This window comes from Teichococcus vastitatis (genome assembly GCF_003604215.1).
Classification (GTDB): domain Bacteria; phylum Pseudomonadota; class Alphaproteobacteria; order Acetobacterales; family Acetobacteraceae; genus Pseudoroseomonas; species Pseudoroseomonas vastitatis.
Genome location: NZ_QXGS01000100.1, coordinates 1 through 3,665 on the forward strand (window position 1 = coordinate 1; position 3,665 = coordinate 3,665).

4 protein-coding genes are annotated in these 3,665 nt (G+C 62.8%); 3 read left to right on the forward strand and 1 reads right to left on the reverse strand.

Features of this window, described 5'->3' with window-relative positions; genetic code table 11:
- Nucleotides 1–567: hydrolase (locus D2K64_RS23040; protein ID WP_157986086.1), on the forward strand; the 567-nt coding region annotated here is incomplete at its 5' end.
- Nucleotides 568–1,950: 1,383 nt separating this feature from the next.
- Here D2K64_RS23040 and D2K64_RS23045 read toward each other — a convergent pair.
- Nucleotides 1,951–2,256, reverse strand: coding sequence for an HWE histidine kinase domain-containing protein (locus D2K64_RS23045; protein ID WP_157986087.1), 306 nt, complete (start codon nt 2,254–2,256; stop codon nt 1,951–1,953).
- A gap of 473 nt (nt 2,257–2,729) precedes the next feature.
- On the opposite strand from D2K64_RS23045, the gene D2K64_RS23050 reads away from it, so the two are divergent.
- Both D2K64_RS23050 and D2K64_RS23055 read left to right on the forward strand, forming a co-directional pair.
- A complete protein-coding gene (locus tag D2K64_RS23050) occupies nt 2,730–2,984 on the forward strand; it encodes a hypothetical protein (RefSeq protein WP_120010723.1) in 255 nt (84 codons plus the stop codon).
- Between the two features lie 145 nt (nt 2,985–3,129).
- Nucleotides 3,130–3,665: Crp/Fnr family transcriptional regulator (locus D2K64_RS23055; RefSeq protein ID WP_162306246.1), on the forward strand; the 536-nt coding region annotated here is incomplete at its 3' end.

Here is a 3,665-nt window from a genome sequence, read left to right on the forward strand (position 1 = left end):
AACGTGAACAGCCACGAACCGCAGATGGTGATCAACAACACCGCCGGGCTGGCGAAAGCCGCCAGGGCCTTCGGCGTTCCCACCATCCTGACCACCGTGATCGCTGAGCGGGGCGGCCTTCTCTTTCCTCAGATCACCGAGGTTTTTCCCGGCCAGGAGGTGATCGACCGGACGTTCATCAACACCTGGGAAGACCGGAAGGTGGTGGACGCGATCAGGGCAACAGGCCGCAAGCAGCTGGTCATCGCTGGCTTGTGGACCGAGGTCTGCGTCGCGATGCCGGCAATCCAGGCGCTCGGTGAGGGCTGGGACGTGACGGTGATCACCGACGCGTCCGGCGGCGTCTCAGTCGAGGCTCATGAGGTCGCCATCCAGCGCATGATCGCGGCTGGCGCGAACATGATGACCTGGCTGGCGCTGGCGGCCGAGTGGCAGCGTGACTGGGCGCGGACGGAGCAAGCCGTCGCGCTGACGGAAGTGATCACGCAGCATGCCGGTGGTAGCGGCATCGCCTATCTGTGGGAGCAGCAGCTGCTGAACACGCCAGTGCCGCGCACCGCGAGCTGAAGCATGCAGGGGATGACAAGAAGCGCGCTCAGTGCGCTTCTACGCGAGGTGGAACTCGCCAAGCATCGTCATCCCCATCCCCACAGGATGGATGAGGCGTCGAAGAAGCCGTTCTGCTTTGAGCTAAACTCTGCTGAGTCGGACAATTGGTGCTCTCCAAGGGAACCAAGGAGCCCCTGCCCTGCACCTGCTCACTCTGTTCGAACGCGATAATCTATTCTAAATATCGCGCAAACCTAGCTCCCGAGATGCCGCTCAGCCGCGCGGACCAGATTCGTGGCCGTCTGCTTGACCCAGGGCCGCCAGCCCGGCGGCGGCACACCCCGTCGGGTCAACTCCGCGGCGATAGCGTCATAGGTGGCGCCCTCCCGCCGCAGGCGCAGCACGAGCGGGCCGGCCTCCTGCACTAGCCGCAGGGTCCATGGCCGTGAGCCGGAGGGTTGGCCGGCTGGCGGCACGTCAGCTACACGCCCCTGGCGGCAGGAGCTCTGCCCAAGCCAGCGCAGCACGTCTTCTTCCGACAGGGGCGGCCCTCGCGCAGCGCCGCGCGCAGTATCTCCGCGTACTCGTCATGGCGCTGCAATGGAACGCCGACGAGCTTGACAGTTTCACCGAAGCGGCGCGATAGGCCTGCATTACCGGCTGCATCGGCAGGAAAGCGCGCACATCAGGCTGGCTCATAACCATGCTCCCGCTGACGCCGCCAGGGCCGAGTATACCTCGGCAATGGCGCTTAGATCCGCAGGCAGGCATCACAGGGGCACTCCTGGCAGCGGTGGTGGCGATGGCGGCAGGCCCCGGCGTGCCTTCAACTGCGCCAGCATCACCGGCTTGCCCTCCGCCACAGCCTCGCGCAGCGCCCGCGCTAGCCCGGGCGCGCCCAGGATGGTGTAGACGCCCGGGCCATCCCCGGAATCGCGCCTGACAGGCCGTCATCGCCTGTATCACATCGTCCTCCGCCATCGCGGCGCACTCGCCGTCATCCGACTGCGGTTCGATCATGACTTCCCGTCCCGTTGCCGCTCCATGAGCAAGCGTGACAGTGTACCCAGGCTGAGGCTGCAGACTTGGAGCTGCGCCAGGATCGCCAGCACGTCCAAGGCAGGCTGGAACATGCGGTCCTGCCACGACGTGATGATCGTATCCCCAGGGCACAGTAGATCCAGCAGCGCTGCACCTTCCGGCCGCTATGCGCGCCGAGCTCCTTTGCCCTGGATGTGCATCATCTTGGATCACCCCCCAGCGAGGGCCCGAAGCGGGCTCTCGGCGCTGGCGCACCAGCCATGGCTCAGCCGGCCATCGCGCAGCCCATGCTATGGGGTCAGGCCTGTCCATCCCTGAGGAATTCCTTCCATTATAACATCGGCTCGGCCAAAGGTCCTGTCAGACCAGCAGCTCGTGCGATCGAGCCAGGACTAGTAAACGGGCTTCGAAGCGCTCGCGAAATGCCTCACCCGTGTCGCCCAGCTGGGCGGACTGCGTTGCCAAAGCGGCTATGGTGGTGAAGGTGTTCTTCAACCGGTGTTCCACCTCGGCCAAACGGGACTGCGCTTGCTCCGCCGATTTCCGAGCTTCGATGCGCAGGGTGTGATTGAGGGCTTCCAGCGTGGCAATGTAGGTTTCCGCATCGTGGGCCGAGCGGGGTGCCACGGCAGAGATCGTCTCTGGCGAGGAAGGCTGCGGGGTCATTTGCCAGACTCCATCCAGGCAGCAAAAGAAGCTGGCGTCAGAGGGAAAGGTTCTGTTCATGGCGACAGCTTCGCTCACCCTCGGTAGAGATGCCGCTAATCCAGATCAGTTTTCGTTCCGGGATTGTAAAAAAATCTGCCGTTGTGCCACAGGAGCGAGGCATTGCCGCGGCGTACTCTGCCGCATAGTCCTCGGAAGACCTTCAGGGTCGGCGGTAAGCTTGCGGCGCAAGGGATAAATGACCGGGCTGCGTCTTCAGAAAGCAATCCAGTTTAGCGTCCGCCTGCGACAAGCGCGCTGAGCGTCACATGATGCGGCGGTCCTATGGCCTCCGTAGGTTCATTATGTCCTCCATAAACTTGCGGCACCTCAGGCGGTGCCATTTTTCTGTGAGTCTCAGCTTCTCCGATCAGGGCATGCTGAGACTGATTTAGGTTTGCGACTTCCAGAGGGTTACGGCGCTATACTGGCGGATGACCCTCACCCCTGATCCCCATGGCCAAGCCGCCTTCATGCTTTGTGAGGCGCTTGCCCTCCTCCTGGTCGAGAACGGCGTCATCCCCAAGGAACAGGTGACGGGAGCAATTGACGGCATCATCGAACTCAAACAGGAGATCGCCGGTCGGACCGAGAGTGTGGTGGTCAGTGTGGCCTCCATCGGCTTACTGCGGAACGTCTCTCAAAGCATTGCTGTAGCTTCGATCTACGAGCCAACACCTCATGCGTGAAGCTGGTGAGAGTGGCTGAGGTCATCCGGGCATGCGAAACGCCTTACGTGACCTCTTGATGCAGACCGTGTAGATTGTCCTCTCAGGTATGCTGCGGCAAGGCCGCTCACCGCCCGTAAGTCATCGTCGTCGAAGGAAAGAGCGCATGGCGCCTGCTGCCCGGAACCTCGATCGGCATTCGGCCGATGGTCCTCTCAGCAGCAATCCCCTGACCCGCAAGCTGTCCAACTTTGTTCCGCTGTCGCTCGCCGAGCGGCAGATCCTGGACAATCTGTCCCAGCCAGAAGAACGTTTCCCTGTCAACGTGGACATCGTCACCGAAGGCATGATGCCACGCTCGGTCTTTCTGCTGAAGGAAGGCGTCGCCATGCGATACCGAGATCTTCCGGATGGCAGGCGTCAGATCATGACGTTTCTCATTCCCGGAGATCTGTGTGACATGCACGTGTTCCTGCTCAAGGAGATGGACCACTCGATCGGCACGATCACGCCCGTGCGCGTCGCGCCGATCTCACGGGAAAGCATCATGGGCATGTTTGCTGCCCACCCCCGGATCTCCGCCGCCCTGTGGTGGAGTTCGTTGCAGGAGGAGGCGATGCTGCGAGAGCGGATCGTCTCGCTCGGTCGCCGCGACGCCCGGGGGCGTGTCGCCTACCTTCTCTGTGAGCTACTCTGGCGCCA

Coding starts and splice junctions, on each gene's coding strand:
- D2K64_RS23045 (WP_157986087.1), bottom strand. CDS start 2,256: ATGACCCCGCAGCCTTCCTCGCCAGAGACGATCTCTGCCGTGGCACCC.
- D2K64_RS23050 (WP_120010723.1), top strand. CDS start 2,730: ATGACCCTCACCCCTGATCCCCATGGCCAAGCCGCCTTCATGCTTTGT.